This is a genomic window from Streptomyces echinatus (genome assembly GCF_014203595.1).
Taxonomy (GTDB): domain Bacteria; phylum Actinomycetota; class Actinomycetes; order Streptomycetales; family Streptomycetaceae; genus Streptomyces; species Streptomyces echinatus.
In genome coordinates this window covers 26,966-47,195 of the sequence record NZ_JACHJK010000004.1, presented here as the reverse complement: position 1 = coordinate 47,195, position 20,230 = coordinate 26,966, and the positions used below count along the sequence as shown (strand labels likewise).

The window sequence follows — 20,230 nt, the reverse complement described above, 5'->3', positions numbered from 1 at the left end:
CGGAGCCGGAAGGCCGGCCCGGAGCTCAGGCCGGCTGCAGGCGGTCCGCCAGTCCCGCCTCCTCGAAGGCGCGCACCACGTCCTGCCGGGTCTCGGTGAAGTGCGCCCAGCTGTCGCAGTGGGCCAAGACCACCCGGCGGGCCCCGAGGAGCCGGGCGGCGCTCGCCGCGCCGGTGCCGTCGAGGACGAGGAGGGCGTCGTCGAGGAGCGGCAGGCGGGGAGCGCCGGCGAAGAGGACGGCGGTGTCGACGGGGGCGTACCGGTCGGCGATCTCCTTGACCAGGTCCAGGGAGGCGTTGTCGCCGCTGACGTAGACGCTGGGCAGGTCGGCGGAGGTCAGCAGGAAGCCGGTGACCTCGCCGACGATCGGCTCGGAGCCCTCGGGGCCGTGCAGGGCGGGGGCCGCGGTCACGGTGACCGTGCCGCCGTCGGGGCGGGGCAGGTCCACGGACTGCCAGGGGGTGAGGGGCTCGGTGGTGCCGCCGAGCCGGCCGGCCGCCGCGGGGGTGGTGAAGGTGCGCGGGACGTCGGCGAGCAGGGCGCGGCCGGAGTGGTCGAGGTTGTCGGCGTGCTGGTCGTGGGAGAGCAGGACGACGTCGACGGGGCCGAGTCCGGCGAGCGGTGTGCGGGGCGGCGCGGTCTTGGTGAGGACCCGGCCGCTGGGCGCCGGGTAGTCGCCGGGGTCGTCGAAGGTCGGGTCGGTGAGGAAGCGGAGGCCGCCGTACTCGATGAGGACGGTGGGGCCGCCGAGGACCTGGACGGGTATCTGCATTCCGGCTCACCTCATGGATAGACAGGACTTCATCCGTGAGATGACGCTAGTCCTTCTCACGGATGGGCGCAAGGCCTAACATGAGACGCGTGAGAGAGAGCGACACGGCACACGCGGAGACATCCGGGGAGCGGCTCCCGCACCGGCCCGAGGGACGACTCGCCGGACGGCGCGCCGAGCAGCCGCTGCCCCCCGCTCCCGGTGCCGAACAGCATCCCGCCCTCGACCTCGCCAACACCGCGATCGCCCTTCCGGGCGGCCAGTCGGCGGACCTGCTGGGCACCCCCTCCGCCGCCCGGCACTGGCTGGTGGACCGCGGTCTCGCCCCGGCCGCCGCGGACCTGCGGGAGACCTGCGCGAGCCGGCTGCGCGCCCTGCGCGAGCAGGTCCGCGCGCTGCTCGCCGCCCGGGCCGACGGCCGCCCGGCCCCGGCCGAGGCGCTCGCCGCCCTCAACGGCGCGCTCACCCTCGCCCCGGCCGCCTCGCTGCTGCACTGGTCCCCGGACCGGGGCCTGTACCGGGCCGCCGCCCACCCCACCACGCAGGTCGTCGAGCACGCGCTGGCGGCGCTCGCCGCCGACGCCGCCGACCTGCTGACCGGGCCGGACGCCGAGCGCCTCACCGCGTGCGGCTCCCCGCCCTGCAACCGCTACCTGCTCCGCCACGGCCGCCGGCACTGGTGCTCCACCCGCTGCGGCGACCGCGCCCGCGCGGCCCGCGCCTACGCCCGCCGCACCCAACGGGACACACCGGAGTAGCCCCGCACCGAGCAGGGGCCATCCATCCGGACACCCCGGCCCGGGCGGAAGACCGGGGGCGGCCCCCTTCGGCACACCGCCCGACCCGAGCCACGGATCAGAGGCCGGGCCCCAGGGAGCGGACACGCCTCTCGTACGGTCCGGTGCGACGACCGGTGCACCCACTCCGTCAGCTCCGCGCACGCCATCGCGTCACCCGTGAGGGCCACGACGGCACCCCGAGGACACCGCCGGGGCAGGCCCGCGCACCGGCCCCGGACGCCGTCGTCCGGAACGCCGGCCGCGGCCCGCACGACGTCGGCACCGGGCGACCCTACGTATTGTAGGTTCCCAACCGCCAGCCCCTACCGGGCTGTTCACACGCCTGTTCAACGGGGGACGTATGCAGGACACCACGGAGACGGAGCCTGGCACGCCGGTCTGTGCGAGCAGTCTCGCGCCGACGCTGACCGTGCTGGTCGTCAGCCTGGCCATCGCCGCCGTCGGCGTGTACGAGCTGTGCGGTTTCGGCCTGCACAGCCTGGACCGCCGCCCGCACCTGTTCAGCGACGGCCTCGCGACCGGCGGGGTGATCGTCGCCACGGTGGCCGCGGGAGCGGCGGTGGGCAACCTGGCCTGGCACCTGGCGACGGCCCGGCGCGGCAACGGCGGCTGACGGCGGCTGACGGCGGCTGACGGCGGCTGACGGCGGCTGACGGCGGCCAGGCACGGCAGCAGTCGGCGGCCAGGCACGGCAGCGGTCAGCGGCAGGCAAAGACAAAGGAAAGGGCAGAGGCAAAAGGCAAAGGCGGCGGCGCCTGCCAGAGGCCCTGCGCGGCACCAGCCGGCGGGAATGAGAGGCTGTGCGCCGGCTGTGTGGATCACCGCACGGCCGTATGTCCGCACACCAGCACGGCCCGCTCCCCTACAAGCCGTAGGGTCCGGCTGCCCGTCCCCGTCCCCAAGGGTGACCTCTCCTCATGCCCGCACCACAGACGACCCTGACCCCGCCACGGGCCCCCGCGCCCCGCGGCCCCGGCCGCACCGTCCGCCTCCTCCCGGCCCCCTTCCGCACCTCCCCCGGCGACGACCGGCTGCGCGCCCGCGCCGCCACGGCGACCGTCTGGTACCTGCGTCTGCTGGCCGTGCTGAACATCGTGGCGGTCCTCTCCCTCCCCTTCCGTGAGGAGGTGCTGGAGCACAACGCGGGCGAGTACTTCACCCCGTACCTGGCCACCGCCGGCCTCGGCTCGGCGGCCCTCTCCCTGTTCCTCGCGGTGGTGATGCGCCGCCGCAAACGAGCCGCCTGGCTCTTCAACCTCCTCCTCGCGGGCTCCCTGCTCGGCCTGTACGCCGTCGCCCTGACCCACGCGGCCTACCGCGAGCACCCCTTCAACTGGGTCTCCACCGCCCTCACCGGCCTGTTCGTCGCCGCCCTGCTGATCGGCCGGCGCGAGTTCGACGCCATCGGCGACCGCTCCAACCCGCGCCTGGCCCTCGCCGTCGGCGTGGGCGGCACCCTCGTCAGCGGGGTCCTCGGCACCCTCCTGGCGCACGCGACGAACAAGGTGTCCGGCGCCGGCCTGCGGGACGAGATCGCGTACACCCTGCTGCGCGGCATCAGTGTCGGCCCGCTCGCCGACCGTGTCGCCGCCGTGCAGGCCCCCCGCTGGACGGACATGGCCATCAACGTCCTGATGGCCGCCACGTTCCTGCTGGTCCTCTACGCCTGCTTCCGCGCCCCCCGCGGCGCCCGCCTGCTGGCTCCGGAGGACGAGAGCCGGCTGCGGACCCTGCTGGACCGCCACGGCGACCGCGACTCCCTCGGCTACTTCGCCCTGCGCCGCGACAAGTCCGCCATCTTCTCCCCCAGCGGCAAGGCCGCCGTCGCCTACCGCGTCGTCGGCGGCGTCAGCCTCGCCTCCGGCGACCCGATCGGCGACCCCGAGGCGTGGCCCGGAGCCATCGACGCCTGGCTCGCCGAGGCCCGCCGCCACGCCTGGACCCCCGCGGTGATGGGCGCGAGCGAGGAGGCCGGCACGATCTACGCCCGGCACGGCCTGGACGCCCTGGAACTCGGCGACGAGGCGATCGTGGACCTCGCCGACTTCACTCTCGACGGCCGCGCCATGCGTGTCGTCCGCCAGGCCCACAACCGGGTCAGGCGGGCCGGCTACACCGTCCGCATCCGCCGTCACGAGGACATCCCCGCCGAGGAGATGGCCCTCCTCGTCGACCGCGCCGACCACTGGCGCGACGGCACCACCGAGCGCGGCTTCTCCATGGCCCTCGGCCGCCTCGGCGACCCTGCCGACGGCCGCTGCGTGATGCTGGAGTGCCGGGACGCCGACGGCGAACCGCGCGCGCTGCTCAGCTTCGTCCCCTGGGGCGAGCACGGCCTCTCCCTGGACCTGATGCGCCGCGACCGCGCCTGCGAGAACGGCCTGATGGAGTACATGGTGGTCGAACTCCTGCTGCGGGCCGGGGAGCTGGGGATCGAGCGGGTCTCCCTCAACTTCGCGATGTTCCGCTCGGTCTTCGAACGCGGCGCCCGGCTCGGCGCGGGGCCCGTCCTGCGGCTGTGGCGCTCGACCCTCACCTTCTTCTCCCGCTGGTGGCAGATCGAGTCCCTCTACCGGGCCAACGCCAAGTACCGCCCGGTGTGGGAGCCCCGCTTCCTCCTGTTCGCCAAGAGCAGCGACATCCCGCGGATCGGTCTGGCGAGCGCCCGCGCGGAGGGCTTCCTCACCCTGCCGGGCCGCTCATAGGCCCCTGGGACCGGGAGCGGGCGGCGGAGCCGGGGCTGCGGAAGCCGCCCGGCTCCGCCCCCTCAGCCGGAGCCGCTCTCGCTCCCGGTGAGACCGCCCCCGACCGTGAACCCGATGACCGCCCCGCCGCCCTCGCGCCGGTAGGCGAACGGCGCGCCGCCATGGGCCATCGCGACCTCGCGCACGATGGACAGGCCGAGGCCCGAGCCGGGCTGTGAGCGCGCGTCGGCGGCCCGGTAGAAGCGGTCGAAGATGCGGACGAGGTCGCCGTCGGCGATGCCGGGCCCCCGGTCCAGCACCTCCACCCGTACCGTGCCGGGGCGGGCCGGCCCGGTGACGCCGACCTGGATCGGCGCCTTGCCGTCCGGGTCGAACTTGGCCGCGTTCTCCACCAGGTTGGAGATGGCCCGCTGGAGCATTCCGGGCCGCCCGTCGGTCGTGGTGTCGCCGCTGGTGTGCAGCACGACGTCCCGGCCGGTACGGCGCCGGGCCAGCCCGACGACGTCCTCGGCGAGGTCGGAGAGGTCCACCCGCTGCGGCGGCTCGGCGTCGGACTGCCCGGCGGCGAGGTCGACCAGCTCGTTGACCAGGTCGGTCAGTTCCCGCGCCTCCTGGGAGAGGTCGGCGACCAGTTCCTCCCGGCTGGCGGGCGGCAGCTCGTCGATCCGGCGCAGCAGGGAGATGTTGGTGCGCAGGGAGGTGAGCGGCGTGCGCAGTTCGTGGCCCGCGTCCTGCACCAGCCGGCGCTGGTCCTCCTCGGACTGCGCGAGCCGCCCCAGCATCCGGTCGAAGGCGCGCCCCAGCCGTCCCACCTCGTCCAGGCCGGCCACCGGCACCTGGATGCCCAGCCGCCGGGTGCGGGCGACGTCCTCGGCGGCGGAGGTGAGGACCACCAGGCGCCGGGTGATCCGCCGGGCCAGCCACCAGCCGAACAGCCCGGCCGCCACCACGACCGCGGCCATCAGGATCAGCGTCCGCTGCTGCAGTGCCCGCAGCAGGTCCTCGGTGTCGCTGAACTCCTGCGCGACCTGTACGGCGCCCCGCCCGTCGCCGAGCGAGACGGTGGCGATGCGGAACAGGTCCTCGTCCACCCGTACGTCCTTGTGCTGGACGACCTGCCCGGCGGGGCGCGCGACCGCCACCGCCCGGTCCCGGGAGGTGACGGGGAGCACCGGGCTGCCGTGGTCCACGATCTGCCCCAGCGCGCCGAGCACTTGGACGTCGGTGCGGGCGGGGCGGACGAGGTCGTGCCCGGGGCGGGAGGAGGAGAAGTCCTCCGGGCCCATCGCGTGCTGCCGCACCTCGTCCCGCACGTCCTGCACGACCTGGGTGAACACCGACTGCTGGTCGACGCGGACGAGCCGCGCGGCGGAGCTGTACGACAGGATGCCGACGAGGATCGTGACGGCCGCGGTGACGGCCGCGAAGGAGACCGCGAAGGTGGTGCGCAGGGAGACCAGCTTCGGCCGGGGCCGGTCGGGCAGCCACCGGCGGCGGCCCATTCAGCCCTCCCGCAGCACGTAACCCACGCCCCGCACGGTGTGGATCAGCGGTGCGGCGCCGGGCTCGTCCAGTTTGCGGCGCAGGTAGCCGACGTAGACGGCGAGGTTCTTGGAGCCGGGGCCGAAGTCGTAGCCCCAGATGCGGTCGTAGATGGTGGAGTGGTCGAGGACGATGCCCGCGTTGCGTACCAGCAGTTCCAGCAGCTCGAACTCGGTGCGGGTCAGTTCCAGCTCGCGGCGGCGGCGCCAGGCGCGGCGGGCCTGGAGGTCCATGCGGATGCCGGCGGCCTCCAGCTGCCGGTCGGAGACCACCTGCGTCTTGCTCACGGGGGCTTCGGGGGTGCCGCCGGCGACGGGCGCGGGGCTGGTGCGGCGCAGCAGCGCGCGCAGCCGGGCGAAGACCTCCTCCACGTCGAACGGCTTGACCACGTAGTCGTCGGCGCCGGCGTCCAGGCCCGCGATGCGGTCGGCGGTCTCCACCAGGGCGGTGAGCATGAGGATCGGGGTGCGGTCGCCCTCGGCGCGCAGCACGCGGCAGACCTGGAGGCCGTCGATGCCCGGCATCATCACGTCGAGGACGAGGACGTCCGGCGGGTTGCGGTGGGCCTGCGCCAGGGCTTCCACGCCGTCGGCGACCGCCGTCACCTCGTAGCCCTCCAGCGACAGGGCACGCTCCAGGGCATGGCGGATGGCACGGTCGTCTTCGGCGAGCAGCACAGTCTGGGGCACCTCCCCAGTCTGCCAAGGCCACCGGCGGTCCGACCGGACACGATGGCCCTACGATCACCCTTTTTACCGCCCTCTAACCGTCCCCCACCTCCCAGGAACACCAGCCCCCTGCCCGCCCGAGCCACCCCCACCCGAAGCGGGCACCTTTCAGGCGGCCGAGACGGGCGGGGGTGGGCAGGGTCAGCGCTGGAGCGCCGCCAGCTGCTCGGCGAAGGGCACGACGTCGGGCTCACCGGCCCGCACGGCCAACGGCATCAGCGCGGCCAGCTCCCCCGTCGCCCGTTCGATCCGGGCCGGCAGGCCCTCCGCGCCCCAGTCCTCGGACGCGGCGTACACGCCCGTGGGCACCACCACGGCCCGCAGGTACGCGAACAACGGCCGCAGCGCGTGCTCCAGCACCAGCGAGTGCCGTGCCGTACCGCCGGTCGCGGCGATCAGCACCGGCTTCCCGGCCAGCGCGTCCTTGTCGAGCACGTCGAAGAACGACTTGAAAAGCCCGCTGTAGGACGCGCTGAACACCGGGGTGACGACGATCAGCCCGTCGGCCCCCGCCACCGCGTCCTGCGCGGCGGCCAGGGCCTTTCCGGCGAACCCGTTGGTGAAGGTGTGCGCGATCTCGACGGCGAGCTCGCGCAGTTCGATCACCTGGACGTCCACCGGCGTGTGCCGGTCCACCGCGGCGGCCAGCCGGTCGGCCAGCAGCCGCGTGGAGGACGGGACGCTCAGTCCCGCCGATACGACGACGAGCTTCATGCGACGGCCTCCTTCCGGGTGGCGGTGAGCAGGGACTGGTGGGTGGGCGCGTCCGGCACGTTCGCCGGGCGTCCCTTGGCGAACTCCTCGCGCAGCACCGGCACGACCTCCTCGCCGAGCAGGTCGAGCTGCTCCAGCACGGTCTTCAGCGGCAGCCCGGCGTGGTCCATCAGGAACAGCTGGCGCTGGTAGTCGCCGGCGTACTCGCGGAAGCCCAGCGTCTTCTCGATCACCTGCTGCGGGGAGCCCACGGTCAGCGGGGTCTGCTCGGTGAAGTCCTCCAGCGAGGGCCCGTGGCCGTAGACCGGCGCGTTGTCGAAGTACGGGCGGAACTCCCGCACCGCGTCCTGCGAGTTCTTCCGCATGAACACCTGGCCGCCGAGGCCGACGATCGCCTGCTCCGGGGTGCCGTGCCCGTAGTGGGCGTACCGGTTCCGGTACAGCTCGACCATCCGCTTGGTGTGGTCGGCGGGCCAGAAGATGTTGTTGTGGAAGAAGCCGTCGCCGTAGTACGCGGCCTGCTCGGCGATCTCCGGCGAACGGATGGAGCCGTGCCAGACGAACGGCGGTACGTCGTCCAGCGGGCGCGGCGTGGAGGTGAAGCCCTGCAGCGGCGAGCGGAACTTGCCCTCCCAGTCGACGACGTCCTCGCGCCACAGCCGGTGCAGCAGGGCGTAGTTCTCGACCGCGAGGTTGATGCCCTGCCGGATGTCCTGGCCGAACCACGGATACACCGGCCCGGTGTTGCCGCGGCCCATCATCAGGTCGACGCGCCCGTCGGCCAGGTGCTGGAGCATCGCGAAGTCCTCCGCGATCTTCACCGGGTCGTTGGTGGTGATCAGGGTGGTGGACGTGGACAGGATCAGCCGCTCCGTGCGGGCCGCTATGTAGCCGAGCATGGTGGTCGGGGACGACGGCACGAACGGCGGGTTGTGGTGCTCGCCGGTCGCGAAGACGTCCAGGCCGACCTCCTCGGCCTTCTGCGCGATGGCGACCATGGCCTTGATCCGCTCGCGCTCGGTCGGGGTCCGCCCCGTGGTGGGGTCCGGCGTGACGTCGCCGACCGTGAAGATCCCGAACTGCATGGTCGCTCACCCTCCAGGTTGTTGACCGTTCAACTATACCTCTGCAACGGTCACCCCGGTCCAGCTATTCCACCCCCCGGCCGCCCCCTTACGGCACCAGCACCAGCCGCCCCCGCAGCCCGCCCTCCGCCAGCCGGGCGTGCGCCTTCGCGGCCTCCTCCAGCGCGAAGGTCTCGGCCACCCGCGGCGTCAGCGCCCCCGCGTCCACCAGCCGGACCAGCTCCGCCAGCTGCGCCCCGTCGGCGCGCACCTCCACGGCCGTGACGCGCACCTCACGCTCGGACTCGGGCTGCCGGCCGGGCTGGGCGCTGACGAAGGAGCCGCCGTCCCGCACCCACTCCAGCGCCGGCGCGCCGAGCATCGCCGCGTCCAGCACCGCGTCCACGCTCCCCGCCGGCACCTCCCCGGTGGTGAAGTGCGCGGCCCCCAGCGACCGCACCAGCTCCTCGTCGCCGGCCCGGGCGTGCCCGGTCACCTCGATCCCCCGGTGCGCGGCCAGCTGCACCGCGAACCCGCCGACCGCGCCCGCCGCACCGGTCACCAGCACCGACGCGCCCGGTTCGAGGTCCAGCAGATCCAGCGCCTGGAGCGCGGTCAGTCCGTTGAGCGGCAGGCTGCCCGCGTGCACGGCGTCCACCGAGGCCGGCGCCGCGGCCACCGCGTCCGCGTCCACGACGACGTACTCGGCGTGCGCGGCCAGCGGCTCGGCCACGCCGGGCACGAGCGCCACCACCGGGTCGCCCACCTGCCAGGCGGCGGCCACCCCCACCGCGTCCACCGTCCCGGCGACGTCCCAGCCGAGTCCGATCGTCTTGCCGGCCCCGCCGAAGGCGCCCGACCGGACGTAGAGGTCCACCGGGTTCAGCGCACCGGCCGCCACCTTGATCCGCACCTGGCCGGCCCCCGGCTCCGGCAGCGCCACCTCCGCGATCTCCACCGCTTCCGGACCGCCGAACGTCTTCACCACAGCAGCACGCATGTCAACTCTCCCTGAGCACGAAGCACTTGTCGGTCACCGCGGCCCGTTTCCGGCCGCGACACCAACCGTAGGAGAGGTACTATCCATTCGTAAGTAGTTACCTGAGAGTGCGTAGCAATCCCGAAGGGAAGAGCCCATGGCGACCACGACCGCGGCCCAGCGCCGTGAACAGGCCCGCGCCGACTACGACGCCTTCCTGCGCGCCTGCCCCACCAACCAGCTCCTCGGCCGCCTCAGCGACAAGTGGGTCGGCCTCGTCGTCGCCGCCCTGGCCACCGGCCCCCGGCGCTACAGCGACCTCGGCCGCAAGATCGCCGGAGTCAGCCCCAAGATGCTCACCCAGACCCTGCGCGGCCTGGAACGGGACGGCATCGTCAGCCGCACGGTCACCCCGTCCGTCCCGGTCCGCGTCGACTACGAGCTGACCCCTCTCGGCACCAGCCTCGCCTGCCTGCTCACCGCCGTGAAGGACTGGGCGGAGACCCACTTCGACGAGGTCCGCGCGGCCCGCGAACGCTACGACACCGACGTCGACACCGACACCGACACCGACACCGGCGTGCCCGCCTGACAGGTCACCGCCTCGCGGGCGCCGTGCGGGTCTCCGGCTCAGAACGCCGTGCGGGTCCCCGGCTCAGAAGGCGTACGAGTCCCCCGTCGCCAGAACGAGCACCGCCATCCGGTCGTTCGACCGGTCCTTGTCCACCGCGCCCGAGTTCCACGCCGTCTCGATCTCCAAGGTCACCTCCGTCGCCCGCTCCCGCAGCCGCACCGGCAACCGCAGCTGCTCCCCGGCCACGTCCACCGCCAGCACCCCGGTCCCGCACAGCACCGTCCGCTCGTCCTCCCGGACACACCGGGCGGGCAGCTCCTGGTCGTCGGCCAGCGCCGCCGACCAGCGCAGCCGGACCGTGGCGTCCGAGACAGCGGCGGGCCCGGCGTTGCGCGGGGTCAGCCGCACCTCCACCCGGTCCCCTTCCAGCACCGCGCTCCCGTGCAGAGCCACATCCGCCTCCGGGGCCGGGGCGGCCACCGCCACCCCCGGCACCAGCACGGCACCGGCACACACCCCGGACAACACCCACGCCCGCATCCGCACGGCCCTCACCACTTCCCGCTCGCGCTGCCACTGCCGTACGGATGTATGCCACGCGGGCCGCCCGCCAGGCGCCCTCCAACAGGTGACAAGCCCCGGACGGCACCACCGCCCGACGGCCCGGCCGCCGCGTGCCAAGCTGCCACCATGCCGATCCTCCGCTCCGCCGCCCTGTTCCTCGTCGCCGCGCTGTTCGAAATCGGCGGCGCCTGGCTGATCTGGCAGGGCGTACGGGAACACCGGGGCTGGCTGTGGATCACCGGCGGCGTCCTCGCCCTCGGCGCGTACGGCTTCGTCGCCACCTTCCAGCCGGACGCCCACTTCGGCCGCATCCTCGCCGCCTACGGCGGCATCTTCGTCGCCGGCTCGATCCTGTGGGGCGTCGTCGCCGACGGCTACCGTCCCGACCGCTGGGACATCACCGGCGCGCTGATCTGCCTCGCCGGGATGGCCGTGATCATGTGGGCACCGAGGAACGGCAGCTGATGCTCACTTAGTCTGGAGTGAACGCCCAGACGCAGTCACAGGAGCAGCCCATGGCCACCGCCGCCCCGTCCGCCGCCTCCAGGATCGCCGTCGTCACCGGCGCGAGCAGCGGCATCGGCGCCGCCACGGCCCGGCAGCTCGCCGAAGCCGGTTACCGCGTCGTGCTGACCGCCCGCCGCAAAGACCGCATCGAAGCCCTGGCCGAGGAACTCACCAAGGCCGGACACTCGGCGCTCGCCTACCAGCTGGACGTGACGGACCGCGCGGCCGTCGACGAGTTCGCCGGCGCCTTCAAGACGATCGGCGTCCTCGTCAACAACGCGGGCGGCGCCCTCGGCGCCGACCCGGTGGCCACCGGCGACCCCGCGGACTGGCGCACGATGTACGAGACGAACGTCATCGGCACCCTGAACCTCACCCAGGCCCTGCTGCCGAAGCTGATCGAGAGCGGCGACGGCGTCGTCGTGGTCGTCTCCTCCACCGCGGGCCACGGCACCTACGAGGGCGGCGGCGGCTACGTGGCCGCCAAGCACGGCTCCCACGTCCTCGCCGAGACCCTCCGCCTGGAGATCGTCGGCAAGCCGGTCCGCGTCGTCGAGATCGCCCCCGGCATGGTCAAGACGGAGGAGTTCGCGCTGACCCGCTTCGGCGGCGACACCCAGAAGGCCGAGAAGGTCTACCAGGGTGTCGCGGAGCCGCTCACCGCGGACGACGTCGCCGAGACCATCACCTGGGCCGTGACCCGCCCCAGCCACGTCAACGTCGACCTGCTGGTCCTGCGCCCGCGCGCCCAGGCCTCCAACACCAAGGTGCACCGCGAGTCGTGACCGGCGACGAGTCCCTCGAGAAGCGCCGGCTGGCCCAGGAGACGAAGAACGAACGCCAGGTCTGGTACTTCCTCGCCTACTTCCTCTTCGGCATCCACTTCCTCGCGTTCGTCATGATCTACGCGGTACGGCACGCGAAGTAGCCTCCGGCGGCACCGGCACCGGCACCGGCACGATGGCGACCCCCGCCGGCATGCGGCCGGCGGCGACGCGGCGAGACTCGCTGGGCCCGGGCCGGCGAGCCCGGTCCGTTCCGGACCAGGGCCTGGACGAGGGCCTAGGCGAACGCCCGCAGATTGCGCGCGGCCCACTCGGCGAAGGGCGCGGCCGGACGGCCCAGCACGGCCTCCACGTCGCGGCCGGCCCTCCGCTCGGCCGGCAGCGGATCGCCGAGGACGTCCAGCGTCCCGGCGACGACCTGCTCCGGCATGAACCGCGTCATCCCCGCCCGCGCCTCCTCGCGGGACAGCTCCACGAAGGCCACCTCCTCCCCCAGGACCGTGGAGAGGACCGCGGCCTGCCCCCGCGGACTGATCGGCTCGGGGCCGGTCAGCTCGTACACCCGGCCCGCGTGCCCGTCCTCACGCAGCGCGGCCGCGGCGACGGCGGCGATGTCCGCCGGGTCGACGACGGGCAGCGCCACGTCCCCGAAGGGTGCGAAGACGGTGCGGCGCGTACGGACCGACTCGGCCCAGGCGAAGGCGTTGGAGGCGAACCCGCCGGGCCGCAGGATGGTGAACTCCCGCCCGGACGCGCGCACCGCGGCTTCGAGCTCCCGCAGCCGGGCGTGCGAGGGCGCCTCCGGCCGGGTGGCGCTGACCTGCGACGACACCAGGACGATCCGCTCGGCACCGGCGTCGGCGACCGCCTTCGTCAGGAGCTCGGGCCGCTCGCCCCGGAAGTTCTGCTCGCCGCCCAGTACGAGGAACACGGCACGGGCACCGTCGAGGGCCGGCCGCAGACCCGCGGCGTCCCCGGCCCCGCCCGGCACCCACCGGACACCGGCCGGCGGATCCGCCGGCCCGGGCCGCCGCGACACCGCCACGACCTCCTCCCCCGCCCCGGCCAGCAGCTCCACCAGTACCCGCCCGACATTGCCGGTGGCCCCGGTCACAGTGATCACTGGATCCCCCAATTCTGAGTTAGTTGACTAACTGATTTGCAACTTAGCACACCCCTACAGAGGCGTGTCTATAGTCAGTCAGGTGACAAACTCAGTGGATCGGCGGGTACGGGCGTCACAGAAGCGCCGACGGCTCACGGCGGCGGCGGCCCGCGTGCTGCACGAGCAGGGGGTCGAACGCACCACCCTCGCCGACATCGCACGCGAGGCCGACGTCCCGGTCGGGAACGTCTACTACTACTTCAAGACCAAGGACGAACTGGTCCAGGCCGCGCTGGCGGAGCACAGCGCCCACCTGGACGAGCTCACCGCGGAACTGGACCGGTCGGCGGACCCGCGCGACCGGCTCAAAGGGCTCGTCTCGGCATGGATGGACCAGCGCGAGACCGCCGCCCGTCACGGCTGCCCCACCGGCACCCTCGCGGTCGAACTCGACAAGCGCGCCGACGGCACGCTCGACGCGGAGGCCGGCGCGGTGATCCGCCGCCTGCTGGACTGGACGGCGGCCCAGTTCCGCACCTGGGGCGTCCCCGACCCCGACGACCACGCCCTCACCCTGGTCTCCGCCTACCAGGGCATGTCCCTTCTGGCCAACGCCCTGCGCGACCCGGACGTCATGACCCGCGAGGGCAACCGCCTGCTGAGGTGGCTGGACTCGCTGTGACCGGCCGCCCGCCCCCGGACCGCACACCCGGCCGGGCGTGACGGCCGTCCGCCACGCCCACGCGCGCCCGTCAGCCCTTGACGCAGACGAACTGCTTCAGCTTCGCCACCACCTGGACCAGGTCCCGCTGCTGGTCGATGACCTGGTCGATCGACTTGTAGGCGCCCGGGATCTCGTCCACGACACCGGAGTCCTTGCGGCACTCCACGCCCCGCGTCTGGTCCTCCAGGTCCTGCGTGGTGAAGCGCCGCTTGGCGGCGTTCCGGCTCATCCGGCGGCCCGCGCCGTGCGAGGCCGAGTTGAAGGACAGGTCGTTGCCGAGCCCCTTCACGATGTACGAGCCCGTGCCCATCGAGCCCGGGATGATCCCGTACTCACCGGACCCGGCCCGGATCGCGCCCTTGCGGGTCACGAGCAGGTCCATGCCCTCGTACCGCTCCTCCGCCACGTAGTTGTGGTGGCAGGAGATCTCCTGCTCGAAGGTCGGCTTCGCCTTCTTGAACTCCTTGCGGACCACGTCCTTCAGGAGCGCCATCATCAGCGCGCGGTTGTACTTGGCGTACTCCTGCGCCCAGAACAGGTCGTTGCGGTAGGCCGCCATCTGCGGGGTGTCCGAGACGAAGACGGCGAGGTCGCGGTCGACCAGCCCCTGGTTGTGCGGGAGCTTCTGGGCCACCCCGATGTGGTGGTCGGCGAGTTCCTTGCCGATGTTGCGCGAGCCGGAGTGCAGCATGAGCCACACGCAACCGGACGTGTCCACACAGAGCTCGATGAAGTGGTTCCCCCCGCCGAGGGTTCCCATCTGCGTGACCGCGCGCTCCCGCCGGAACTTGACCGCGTCCGCCACTGAGTCGAACCGCTTCCAGAAGTCGTCCCACCCCGCGGTGGGCAGCCCGTGGAAGGAGGCGGGCTCGACGGGATCGTCATGGGCTCCCCGCCCCACCGGAATCGCCTGCTCGATCTTCGAGCGGAGGCGGGACAGGTCTCCGGGGAGGTCGTTCGCGGTCAGTGACGTCTTCACCGCCGACATTCCGCAGCCGATGTCCACACCCACCGCCGCCGGGCACACCGCACCCTGCATCGCGATGACCGAGCCGACCGTCGCGCCCTTGCCGTAGTGCACGTCCGGCATCACGGCCAGGCCCTTGATCCAGGGCAGGGTCGCCACGTTCTGCAGCTGGCGCAGGGCCACGTCCTCGACCGTCGCCGGGTCCGTCCACATCCTGATCGGGACCTTGGCGCCCGGCATCTCCACGTACGACATATCTTCCTCGTTCCCCCGAAATCAACAACAAAAGGCTTAAAAGCAGCAAAACGCAAAAGCGGCGCCAAGGTCGATGAAAAGGGACAAGGGACCGGCGTCCACGGCAGTGCGTGCGATACACATTGTCTGCAGGGGCCGCCCCGCCGCAGCAAGCGAATAACCGGCGGCGACACTGGAGCACCGAGCGAGCACACACCGTCGAGAGGAACCCGACCGTGCAGCGGAAGGCATACGTAACCGGCACCGCCGCCCTCCTCGCGGCGCTGCTGGCCGGCTGCACGAGCGGGTCCGGGGACGACGGCACCACGGACAACGCCAAGCCGGGCGACACCGGGACGTCCACGGTCGCGGCGCAGCCCGGCAAGTACCGGACGCTCCCCGAGCCGTGCGGGGCGGTGGGTCACGACGCCCTGGACTCGTTGCTGCCCGGCATCCAGCAGATCACCGACCCCGTCCGGCGGGACCAGGCGTACCAGGGCGAGGCCACGCTGACCTACGACACCGATCGCAGGGTCGGCTGCCACTGGAAGGTCGAGTCGCCCGACGCCACGGACCGTCTCTCCGTCGACTTCGAGCGTGTGGTGTCGTACGACAACACGGTCAGCGACGACGACCAGGCGCAGAACCTGTTCCTGGAGAAGCAGACGGCGGCCGATCTCCCGGTGGTGAGCGGTTCGTCGGCGCCGCCCGCGTCCCCTACGCCCACGGGGTCCTCGAAGGGCTCCGGTTCGCCGAGCGGGGCCGCCTCGTCGCCGGCGTCGGGTTCTTCGCCGAAGTCGTCGGCGACCTCGGAGCCTTCGGGGTCTCCCTCCGGGTCCTCGGTGTCCTCCGCGCCGTCGGGGGCGTCGGGGTCCTCGAGCGCCGACCCCGGTGCGATGCCCGCCGAGCTCCAGCCCCGTGCGCTGACCGATCTCGGCGACGAGGCGTATCTGGACGACGAACTGAACGCGGCGGGCTCGACGGCCGAACAGCGGACGGTGACTGTGGTGTTCCGCACGTCGAACGTGGTCGTCACGCTCCAGTACGAGGAGCAGCCGATGGCCACGGGCACGGTCCCGGACAGCAAGGAAATGCAGGACAGGGCCCTCAATCTGGCCTCTCAACTGGCCGACACCCTGGGCGGCTGAGGCGCGTGCCGGGCGCGGCGGTCTCCGCCCGCAAAGCGTCCGAACGGAAACCGCACGGCTCCTTCACCGCGTACCGTGGCCCCGCAGGAACCCGCACGAACACCGAGCGTCACGAGTGAAGGAACCATGCAGCGAGCAGCCCAGCGAGACGACCGTGCCCAGCAGGATCAGCGAGCCAAGCGCCTCCGCCACGCCCTTGTCTGCGCGGCAGCCGTTCCCGCGGTCCTGATCACCGCCGCGTGCTCTTCGGACTCCGGCGACTCCAAGGCCAAGCCCGGTGAGGAGACCACGCAGTCGGCGGACGGCGGTTCGCAGCCGTCGGCCAGCGCCTCCCCGACGGTGCGGGCGGCCGCTTACCAGAAGCTTCCCGACCCGTGCTCGACGGTGTCGAAGAAGACGCTGGAGGACCTGGTTCCGGAGGGTGCGAAGTCCGGCAAGAAGGGCAGCTCGGACGATCCGTCCTCGCGTTCGTCCTGCTCCTGGAACAGCCTGGACAACAACGGCGTGAAGGGCTCGCAGTTCCGCTGGCTGAACGTCTCCCTGCTGCGCTTCGACTCGGACACCGCCCGGGGCGCCGGTGACGAGCAGGCCCACACGTACTACACGCAGCAGGTCAAGGACGCCCAGTCGGTGGACGGCGCGAAGAACGTGAAGGTCGTGCCGCTGTCCGGGACGGGCGCGGAGGCGTCGACGGTGCGTTACGACCTGAAGAAGAAGGAAGGCCTCTTCAAGCAGCAGACGGTCGTCGCCCGGGTGGAGAACGTCGTGGTCAGCCTCGACTACAACGGCGCCGGTCTCGCGGGCGAGAAGACTCCCGACGCCGACGACCTGGCGAAGGACGCCCAGAAGGCGCTCAAGGAGGTCGTGGCGGCCGTCTCGTCGGCGAACGGCGGCAGCGCCGGGGCGGGTTCGGGTTCGACGGGTTCCGGATCGACGGGTTCCGCGTCGCCCTCGGATCCGGCGTCGAAGTCTCCGTCGAAGTCGGCCTCCAAGGCTCCGTCCAAGTCGTCCTCCTCCAGTGCATCTCCGTCCAAGTCGGCCGTGCGGAAGAGCTGACCCGGGGTCCCAGCAGCTGACCGGCGCCACGTTCGCCGCACACGTGTGCCACCCTGTTGCGCGCAACATCTCGCAAGGGGAGGGGAGTACGAGTGGCCGCGCCGCAGCTGACTCGGATGCATCGCATACTCATCGGCGTCGTCGTCTCCGGTGCTTTGATCATCGCCGGAATCGGCTTCGCCGGTTCGTACGCGGCCGTGCGCGAGCTGGCCATCAAGAAGGGCTTCGGGAACTTCTCGTATGTGTTCCCGGTGGGTATCGACGCAGGCATCTGTGTTCTTCTGGCCCTTGACCTGCTGCTGACCTGGATCCGTATCCCCTTCCCGCTTCTGCGTCAGACGGCGTGGCTCCTGACGGCGGCGACGATCGCCTTCAACGGTGCCGCCGCCTGGCCGGATCCGCTGGGCGTGGGCATGCACGCGGTGATTCCGGTGCTGTTCGTCGTGGCGGTGGAGGCGGCCCGGCACGCGATCGGCCGTATCGCCGACATCACGGCCGACAAGCACATGGAGGGTGTGCGCCTCACCCGCTGGCTCCTGTCCCCGGTTCCGACGTTCCTCCTGTGGCGTCGCATGAAGCTGTGGGAGCTGCGTTCCTACGACCAGGTGATCAAGCTGGAGCAGGAACGTCTCGTCTACCAGGCCCGGCTGCGTTCCCGGTTCGGCCGGGGGTGGCGCAGGAAGGCTCCGGTGGAGTCCCTGATGCCGCTCAGGCTGGCGAAGTACGGCGTTCCGCTGATGGAGACGGCGCCGGCCGGCCTGGCGGCGGCGGGCATCGATCCGGTGCTGCTGCCTCCGGCGCCCTCGCAGCCGCGGTTGGCGGCGGCCGGTCCGGCGGCCGTCGCGGGCGGTCGTGCCGCGGCTGCGGCGTCCGTCCCCGCCCAGGCGGCACCGCGCGGCGGGCAGTTCCCGCCGGAGCCTCCCGAGGACGAGGAGAGCCCCTGGTTCCAGGCTCAGCGGGAGATCGAGTACCACGGGGGCTACGACCCGGCGTACGAGCCGCCTCCGGAGCCCCAGTACGAGCCCGAGGAGCAGTACGAGGACTGGTACGGGGAGCAGCCCGCGGAGCAGTTCCAGCAGCCCTCCCCGGAGGAGACGGGAAGTTTCCCCATCCCGGTGAACGCGACCCGTACCCGGGAGCTGGGCGACGGCGGGGGCGTGGCGGTTCCGGAGCCGACCGAGGAGGACTTCTACCAGGTCTTCCGCAAGTCGATCGACGGCAGCTACCCCACCGGGGCACAGCTCAGGGAGGACGTCGAGGCGACCTTCGGCGTGCGGGTCCCGGCACGTGAGGCCGAACGCCTGGTCAAGGTGTTCGCCGAGCGGCACTCCCGGGAACTCCAGGACGAGCACATCGCATAGCCGGCACATCCGACGGCATGGAGAAGGGGCCCTCCCGAAGGAGGGCCCCTCTTCCATGCGCTTCCCGGTGCCGCCTACTCGCCGAGCAGCTTCCGCACCCGGTCCTGCCCGACCGCGAGCAGCAGGGTGGGCAGCCGCGGGCCGGTGTCGCGGCCCACGAGCAGGTGGTAGAGCAGGGCGAAGAAGGTCCGCTGCGCGGTCTTGATCTCGGCCGGCAGCTCCTTGGGGGTGGCGTCGGCGGAGAAGCCGGCCTGTACCTTCGGCACGCCGTACACGAGGTGGGTCAGCCCGTCGAGCGACCAGTGCTCGGCGAGCCCGTCGAGCAGCAGCCGCACCGACTGCCCGGACGCCTCGTCGAGGGACTTCAGCAGCTCGGTGTCGGGCTCGTCGCGCACGATGGTCCGCTGGTCGGCGGGCACGTGGGTGTTGATCCACGCCTCGGCCTTGTCGTACCGCGGGCGGACCTCGTCCAGGGAGGCCAGCGGCTGCTCCGGGTCCAGCTCGGAGAGGATGCGCAGCGCCTGGTCCTCGTGTCCGGCGGTGATGTCGGCCACGGAGGCGAGCGTGCGGTACGGCAGCGGACGCGACGTCTTCGGCAGCTCACCGGCGGCGGTGCCGACGGCGCGGGTGTACGCGGCCACGTCACCCGGCAGGGCGGAACCGTCGGCGACCTTGGCCGCGAGCTTGTCCCACTCGTCGTAGAGCCGCTGGATCTCCTGGTCGAAGGCGATCTTGAAGGACTGGTTGGGCCTGCGGCGCGCGTACAGCCAGCGCAGGAGCTGCGGCTCCATGATCTGCAGGGCGTCGGCCGGGGTGGGCACGCCGCCGCGCGAGGAGGACATCTTCGCCATGCCGCTGATGCCGACGAAGGCGTACATGGGACCGATGGGCCGCTTGCCGCCGAAGATGCCGACGATCTGTCCGCCCACCTGGAACGACGAACCCGGCGAGGAGTGGTCGACACCGCTCGGCTCGAAGATCACGCCCTCGTACGCCCAGCGCATCGGCCAGTCGACCTTCCAGACCAGCTTGCCGCGGTTGAACTCGCTCAGCCGGACGGTCTCGGTGAAGCCGCACGCGGTGCACGTGTACGCCAGCTCGGTGCTGTCGTCGTCGTAGGAGGTGACGGTCGTCAGGTCCTTCTCGCAGTTGCCGCAGTACGGCTTGTACGGGAAGTACCCGGCGGAGCCGGAGCTGCCGTCGTCCTCGGCCGCGGCTCCCGAGCCCTCCTCGGCCTCCAGCTCGGCCTCGTCGACGGCCTTCTGCTGCTGCTTCTTCGGCGCCTTCTTCGTGCGGTACTGGGCGAGGATCGCGTCGATGTCCCCGCGGTGCCGCATGGCGTGCAGGATCTGCTCGCGGTAGACACCGGAGGTGTACTGCGCGGTCTGGCTGATCCCGTCGAACTCGACGCCCAGCTCGGCGAGCGACTCGATCATCGCGGCCTTGAAGTGCTCGGCCCAGTTCGGGTGCGCGGAGCCCTTCGGCGCCGGCACCGAGGTGAGCGGCTTGCCGATGTGCTCGGCCCACGACTCGTCGACACCGGCGACGCCCGCCGGCACCTTCCGGTACCGGTCGTAGTCGTCCCAGGAGATCAGGTGCCGGACCTGGTGGCCGCGGCGGCGGATCTCGTCGGCGACGAGATGCGGGGTCATGACCTCGCGGAGGTTGCCGAGGTGGATCGGGCCGGAGGGGGAGAGGCCGGACGCGACGACGACCGGTTTGCCCGGGGCCTGGCGCTCCGATTCCTCGATGACCTCATCCGCGAAACGGGAGACCCAGTCGGTGGTCTCGGTGCTCTGAGCCACGATCGGCACGTCCTTCTTTCTGAACGGGGTGACACTCCATTCTCACAGACCGTACGGCGGCCGGGAAAACGGCTTTACCCCCCGTGGGATACTGGC

General features: G+C 72.2%; 21 protein-coding genes. 11 read left to right on the top strand and 10 right to left on the bottom strand.

Going from position 1 to position 20,230, the window contains the following annotated elements; translation table 11 throughout:
* Positions 1-25: 25 nt before the first annotated feature.
* On the bottom strand, positions 26-772 hold the full coding sequence (locus FHS34_RS12685; protein ID WP_184964461.1) for an MBL fold metallo-hydrolase: 747 nt from the start codon (positions 770-772) through the stop codon (positions 26-28).
* Positions 773-957: 185 nt separating this feature from the next.
* On the opposite strand from FHS34_RS12685, the gene FHS34_RS12680 reads away from it, so the two are divergent.
* The 3 genes from FHS34_RS12680 to FHS34_RS12670 all read left to right on the top strand — a co-directional run bounded on the left by FHS34_RS12680 (position 958) and on the right by FHS34_RS12670 (position 4,277).
* Entirely contained in the window at positions 958-1,530 is a 573-nt protein-coding gene (locus FHS34_RS12680) for an ABATE domain-containing protein (RefSeq protein WP_225817608.1), read from the top strand.
* 382 nt (positions 1,531-1,912) lie between these two features.
* Positions 1,913-2,185: a hypothetical protein gene (locus FHS34_RS12675; protein ID WP_184964448.1), complete on the top strand. Its 273-nt coding sequence runs from the start codon at positions 1,913-1,915 to the stop codon at positions 2,183-2,185.
* Positions 2,186-2,489: 304 nt separating this feature from the next.
* Entirely contained in the window at positions 2,490-4,277 is a 1,788-nt protein-coding gene (locus FHS34_RS12670) for a phosphatidylglycerol lysyltransferase domain-containing protein (protein ID WP_184964446.1), read from the top strand.
* Positions 4,278-4,339: 62 nt separating this feature from the next.
* Here FHS34_RS12670 and FHS34_RS12665 read toward each other — a convergent pair whose 3' ends face one another.
* From FHS34_RS12665 to FHS34_RS12645, 5 genes are all read right to left on the bottom strand, one after another.
* Complete coding sequence (locus FHS34_RS12665; protein ID WP_184964444.1) at positions 4,340-5,779, bottom strand: sensor histidine kinase; 1,440 nt, start codon at positions 5,777-5,779, stop codon at positions 4,340-4,342.
* Positions 5,780-6,508, bottom strand: coding sequence for a response regulator transcription factor (locus FHS34_RS12660; RefSeq protein ID WP_184964442.1), 729 nt, complete (start codon positions 6,506-6,508; stop codon positions 5,780-5,782). It abuts the gene before it with no gap.
* Positions 6,509-6,688: 180 nt separating this feature from the next.
* The gene (locus FHS34_RS12655) at positions 6,689-7,261 is read right to left on the bottom strand and encodes an FMN reductase (RefSeq protein WP_184964440.1); all 573 of its coding nucleotides are present in this window, start codon (positions 7,259-7,261) and stop codon (positions 6,689-6,691) included.
* Positions 7,258-8,346 carry an LLM class flavin-dependent oxidoreductase gene (locus FHS34_RS12650; RefSeq protein ID WP_184964438.1) on the bottom strand — a complete coding sequence of 363 codons (1,089 nt, stop codon included), beginning with the start codon at positions 8,344-8,346 and terminating at the stop codon, positions 7,258-7,260. The genes FHS34_RS12655 and FHS34_RS12650 overlap by 4 nt, the downstream gene beginning before the upstream one ends.
* Positions 8,347-8,434: 88 nt before the next feature.
* Positions 8,435-9,325 carry an NADP-dependent oxidoreductase gene (locus FHS34_RS12645; protein ID WP_184964436.1) on the bottom strand — a complete coding sequence of 297 codons (891 nt, stop codon included), beginning with the start codon at positions 9,323-9,325 and terminating at the stop codon, positions 8,435-8,437.
* A gap of 136 nt (positions 9,326-9,461) precedes the next feature.
* On the opposite strand from FHS34_RS12645, the gene FHS34_RS12640 reads away from it, so the two are divergent.
* On the top strand, positions 9,462-9,896 hold the full coding sequence (locus tag FHS34_RS12640; RefSeq protein ID WP_184964434.1) for a winged helix-turn-helix transcriptional regulator: 435 nt from the start codon (positions 9,462-9,464) through the stop codon (positions 9,894-9,896).
* A 63-nt stretch (positions 9,897-9,959) separates the two neighbouring features.
* On the opposite strand, the gene FHS34_RS12635 is transcribed toward FHS34_RS12640, so the two are convergent.
* A complete protein-coding gene (locus FHS34_RS12635) occupies positions 9,960-10,331 on the bottom strand; it encodes a hypothetical protein (RefSeq protein WP_225817605.1) in 372 nt (123 codons plus the stop codon).
* A gap of 237 nt (positions 10,332-10,568) precedes the next feature.
* Between FHS34_RS12635 and FHS34_RS12630 the strand changes: the two genes are divergently transcribed.
* From FHS34_RS12630 to FHS34_RS12620, 3 genes are read left to right on the top strand one after another with little or no spacing between them, the layout of a single operon-like run.
* Positions 10,569-10,907 (top strand): YnfA family protein, encoded by a 339-nt coding sequence (locus tag FHS34_RS12630; protein ID WP_184964432.1) that lies wholly within the window; start codon positions 10,569-10,571, stop codon positions 10,905-10,907.
* Positions 10,908-10,957: 50 nt separating this feature from the next.
* A complete protein-coding gene (locus tag FHS34_RS12625) occupies positions 10,958-11,734 on the top strand; it encodes an SDR family NAD(P)-dependent oxidoreductase (RefSeq protein ID WP_184964430.1) in 777 nt (258 codons plus the stop codon).
* Positions 11,731-11,877: a hypothetical protein gene (locus tag FHS34_RS12620; protein WP_184964427.1), complete on the top strand. Its 147-nt coding sequence runs from the start codon at positions 11,731-11,733 to the stop codon at positions 11,875-11,877. Before FHS34_RS12625 ends, FHS34_RS12620 begins: the two co-directional genes overlap by 4 nt.
* Positions 11,878-12,011: 134 nt before the next feature.
* On the opposite strand, the gene FHS34_RS12615 is transcribed toward FHS34_RS12620, so the two are convergent.
* A complete protein-coding gene (locus FHS34_RS12615) occupies positions 12,012-12,857 on the bottom strand; it encodes an SDR family oxidoreductase (protein WP_184964426.1) in 846 nt (281 codons plus the stop codon).
* Between the two features lie 82 nt (positions 12,858-12,939).
* Between FHS34_RS12615 and FHS34_RS12610 the strand changes: the two genes are divergently transcribed.
* Entirely contained in the window at positions 12,940-13,521 is a 582-nt protein-coding gene (locus tag FHS34_RS12610) for a TetR/AcrR family transcriptional regulator (RefSeq protein WP_184964424.1), read from the top strand.
* 70 nt (positions 13,522-13,591) lie between these two features.
* Here FHS34_RS12610 and FHS34_RS12605 read toward each other — a convergent pair whose 3' ends face one another.
* Positions 13,592-14,785, bottom strand: coding sequence for an RtcB family protein (locus tag FHS34_RS12605; RefSeq protein ID WP_184964422.1), 1,194 nt, complete (start codon positions 14,783-14,785; stop codon positions 13,592-13,594).
* 215 nt (positions 14,786-15,000) lie between these two features.
* Between FHS34_RS12605 and FHS34_RS12600 the strand changes: the two genes are divergently transcribed.
* From FHS34_RS12600 to FHS34_RS12590, 3 genes are all read left to right on the top strand, one after another.
* Complete coding sequence (locus FHS34_RS12600; RefSeq protein ID WP_184964420.1) at positions 15,001-15,912, top strand: DUF3558 domain-containing protein; 912 nt, start codon at positions 15,001-15,003, stop codon at positions 15,910-15,912.
* A 126-nt stretch (positions 15,913-16,038) separates the two neighbouring features.
* Positions 16,039-16,968, top strand: coding sequence for a DUF3558 family protein (locus tag FHS34_RS12595; protein ID WP_184964418.1), 930 nt, complete (start codon positions 16,039-16,041; stop codon positions 16,966-16,968).
* A gap of 116 nt (positions 16,969-17,084) precedes the next feature.
* Positions 17,085-18,329, top strand: a complete 1,245-nt coding sequence (locus FHS34_RS12590; protein WP_184964416.1) for a DUF2637 domain-containing protein — start codon at positions 17,085-17,087, stop codon at positions 18,327-18,329.
* Positions 18,330-18,403: 74 nt separating this feature from the next.
* Here FHS34_RS12590 and lysS read toward each other — a convergent pair whose 3' ends face one another.
* The gene (gene lysS / locus FHS34_RS12585) at positions 18,404-20,143 is read right to left on the bottom strand and encodes a lysine--tRNA ligase (protein WP_184964415.1); all 1,740 of its coding nucleotides are present in this window, start codon (positions 20,141-20,143) and stop codon (positions 18,404-18,406) included.
* Positions 20,144-20,230: the final 87 nt, after the last annotated feature.